The organism is Succinimonas sp., from assembly GCF_045225735.1.
Taxonomy (GTDB): domain Bacteria; phylum Pseudomonadota; class Gammaproteobacteria; order Enterobacterales; family Succinivibrionaceae; genus Succinimonas.
On sequence record NZ_JBGVBR010000189.1, the window covers coordinates 1 to 3,499 of the forward strand.

Genomic DNA, 3,499 nt, shown 5'->3' on the forward strand with positions numbered 1-3,499 from the left:
CGGTATTCCCGGTTATCGTCATTAAACACCTCTGAGAGCATGATCCTGCGCTGATCCTCCGGTGAGAAAGCATCCTTCAGAAAGTCATTGTTAAGCCATGCCCGAAGCTTGCAGTCCTCCCAGGTAACGCCCTTGATACGGTCGTTATACTGCCTGCTGTCAATTCCGTAACGGCTCACCAGAAATGCCTCATCGCCGTTAACCTCCAAAACTAACCATTCTATGGGTTCTCTGGAACTGCCGTTTTGCTGAGGGTAGCTCCCGAACGTGATGTACTTACCAACTCTGGGAGCGTAAATATGTGAATGAGAAGTTCCGGGGCTTTGAGCCAGATTCCTCAAATCACAACCACACTTAAAGCAAAAATTAGCGCCTTCAGGCAATGAAGTACCACAATTAATGCAAAACATCATTCCTCCGTAATTACAAGATTATCCGTAAAGCGGGCCGAACATCGTTGTAAACAGATCCCGAATACGGGCAATAAGTCTGACAGTCTGGAGCTGATGAAAGGTGGAATCAGGTTTTAATCCTCGTCCTCTTCGTCCCAGTCATCTTCAGACTCATCATCAAAACCATCAATGCCGCCGGATTTTAACTTTTCTATTTCGGCCTGGAGCTTTGCTATCTTAATCTCCGATTCCGCAGTGTGTACGTTAAGTTTTGCCAGCTCCAGACGGTTTTTATTCTCCAGGGCGGAGTTTAATTTCCCGAAAAAACCGGACGGCTTTTCCTGGCGCTGAATTTCCGCCTGAACTTCTCTCAGATATTGCTTCGCTTCTTCGAGATTCTTCTGCAGATCCTGCATAGATTCGTTTTGCCCTTTGTCCGGGATGTTCCGTACCCTCGTTACCATGTGATCACCTGTTTTTCTCAAATTATGATTAACGCGAACGGCGCATTCTCAGCAGCGCCGGATCCCGGGGTCAGCCAGGTTCCTTCCCCTTTTCGTCCCTGCCCGCGAAAAGCCGGAGCTTTCCAATGTCGGCAAGGGCGTAGTTCTTCCGGATAATAAGCTCGGATACCCAGCCGACCACCTGATCCGGGATGCAGATTCCGCGGCTCCGCCGCGGCGGCTGATTCCCAAATTAGAAGATTACCGATTCCAGATTAGCCGTAAAGCGGGCCGCACAGTGCTGCTATCAGGGTTGACGATGTGACCAAACGGGTAAAGTGCGCCGCACGCAAGAACGCCCGAAGCGTAGCTCGGAGCAATGCCCGGCGACCGCAGCCACCAGCAGCAATAACCGTCATCACTGGAATACACCCCATACGCTTTGGCCAGGGCCGTAGGCCGGCACCGTCTTTCAGCGTCATTCTTAAAATAACGTTCCGCCTCCGCAAGGCTCAAACAGAAAACCCGATCCCGGGTATTATTTCCGCCGCGGGTGCCATACTTAGGGTTATCGTCATTCGCTACCTCTGAGAGCTTGATCTTCTTCTGCTCCTCCTCAGAGAAAGCCGCCTTCAGAAAGTCATTGTTAAGCCACTTCCGAAGATCGCATTGCTCCCAGGTCATGGATACACGCTCATGATGATACTGCTTGCAGTCAAGACCGTAACGACTCACGAGTAGAGTTTCCCTGGCTCCGACATCCAAAACAAGCCATTCAATGGGCTCTCTAGCATTGCCGTTATTCTGAGGGTAATTCCCGAACTTAAAATATTCCCCCTTCTTAAAGGTCAGCGGGGAATACCTGGTGCCATTAACCATAATGGCCGCGCCCTTTTCCTCTACATAGGCAAGGGCTATGCGACTGCCAGCACGATTCGGGGAGCTACCAAAGACCCGTCCAACCAAAGACGATGTCGCAGCAGTATCCGCTGCGATGCGGCATTCTCAATGCACGTGACAATGTCGCCCACTTTTGTGGTTGTAACAGGTTTACAGGGCTTTCAATTTCAAGATGAAATCGTTCTGGCTTCGGAATTATCCGGAATCCGGAGACTGAGCCACAGCGCCGGTCGGACTGAAAAATGCTCGCTTGCATTCCACCCGTACGAATAGACGCTGCCGTCGCTGTTTACCGTCGCCACCTGGTCAGGAAAAGCTCCCGGGGAGCGCAGCATCCAGATTTCAGTGCCATAGCAAAGCCTGGCATACTCAGTGGGAAGACATTGCCGGGACTCGTCATCCCTGAAATAACGACATGCCTCGGAAATGCTGAGGCAAAAAATATAGTCACTGACAGTCCGGACTTCGCCGAAGAAATCATCCTCATGAGAAAAAATCCTGATGGCCCTGCGTTCCTCGGCTGAAAATGCGGTGTTTAGAAATTCATGATTGAGCCAGGCTCTCAGACCCGAACCCGCCCAGGAAATCGGTTCCGGCTTGTCATGAAAGCGCCTGCCGGCAAGACTATGGCGACTTATGAGAAGAACCTCGTCCCATCTTTTTTCCAATACTAACCACTCTACGGGAGCAGCCCCTTGGTTATCATCCTTTCCCTGCTTAAAATGTCCGAACCGGACGAAATTCCCGGTGTAAAGCCCCCTGCATGAAACTCCGGAGAATGTGGCTTCTATGGATCCAAAACATGCTTTGTCCCAGGCATTTTCGTTTCTGGATCTCTTTCCCTTTCTCCGATCCCTGACATTCATTAGCATTCTCGCCTCCTGCCTTTTGTCCCTCAAAAGGTAATTCGGAATATGATGAGTCAAATGGTATGCAGCAAAAATGATTATACCCCTGTACAGGTAAACACGGCAGAAAATCCCGGTATCGCTTTATCATCTCAAGAGAGCGGTACTTCCCGCAGCGAATGCCCCAGATCCAGGGCGGCAAGTTCTCTTGTGAGCTTCAGCATTTAACATCTCTTAACTAAACAGCAGGTGGCTGAAATGTAAGTTTTCCAAATATCCGGGGATTGTCATTACAACAGAAAAGTACAACTTCAAACTGTCGGTAGTTGGCAAGATCAAGATATATTACAATCTGACCGGAGATCTTGGCTGTGATGAGCGCGTTATTGCCACCAAGCTTGGATTTTCGGACAGTGATGTTCAGCTGCTTAATGAGCATCGGCAGGTCGCCATCCCCGACTGTGTTTCTCAGGTTGCCAGTTCTCATAGCGAGGCAATCCCGTCTGACCTGAGAACGTTTTTTAGTTTGCTGGAGCTTGCGAAGTTCAAAGGATTTGAGAAGTGGTTCCGTGCGTGCGCGGGCAGCGGTTTGCCATTATCCCCTGATGTGATTGGCACGGGGTACAAGCTGCTGACGGCAGAAGAGAATCCATCCGATCAAGTCAGGCAGGTTCAGAATCCGAAGGAAAGTCTGGGACAGAATTTGACGAAAGGCCCTGGACGCCGCACGGGCGTAAAGAACAGGCAAACACACCATGAAAGAAAGACCGGTATAGAGTCTCAGCAGATAATTGATTACCTGAAAACCAATCTGGTTTTAAACGTCAAGACCGGCGCCGTTTGCAAGGTGACCGGAATTCAGGTAAAGAATTCATTGTCAGATACGGACGCACGTATCTGGTCTCTGGACGATATT

5 protein-coding genes and 1 pseudogene are annotated in these 3,499 nt (G+C 50.0%); 1 reads left to right on the top strand and 5 read right to left on the bottom strand.

The window, feature by feature from the left end; genetic code table 11:
• From ACJROR_RS06625 to ACJROR_RS06645, 5 genes and pseudogenes are all read right to left on the bottom strand, one after another.
• The coding region (locus ACJROR_RS06625; RefSeq protein WP_406546427.1) for a DUF6273 domain-containing protein at window positions 1-341 on the bottom strand (341 nt) is incomplete at its 3' end.
• Window positions 342-368: 27 nt separating this feature from the next.
• Window positions 369-413, bottom strand: a pseudogene (locus tag ACJROR_RS06630) (hypothetical protein); the annotation flags it as partial.
• 113 nt (window positions 414-526) lie between these two features.
• Window positions 527-856, bottom strand: coding sequence for a hypothetical protein (locus ACJROR_RS06635; protein WP_406546423.1), 330 nt, complete (start codon window positions 854-856; stop codon window positions 527-529).
• Between the two features lie 240 nt (window positions 857-1,096).
• Window positions 1,097-1,714: a DUF6273 domain-containing protein gene (locus tag ACJROR_RS06640; protein ID WP_406546424.1), complete on the bottom strand. Its 618-nt coding sequence runs from the start codon at window positions 1,712-1,714 to the stop codon at window positions 1,097-1,099.
• A 188-nt stretch (window positions 1,715-1,902) separates the two neighbouring features.
• On the bottom strand, window positions 1,903-2,607 hold the full coding sequence (locus tag ACJROR_RS06645) for a DUF6273 domain-containing protein (RefSeq protein ID WP_406546425.1): 705 nt from the start codon (window positions 2,605-2,607) through the stop codon (window positions 1,903-1,905).
• Window positions 2,608-3,172: 565 nt separating this feature from the next.
• Here ACJROR_RS06645 and ACJROR_RS06650 point away from each other — a divergent pair.
• Window positions 3,173-3,499, top strand: a 327-nt coding sequence (locus tag ACJROR_RS06650) for a hypothetical protein (protein WP_406546426.1), incomplete at its 3' end; no start/stop codon positions are given.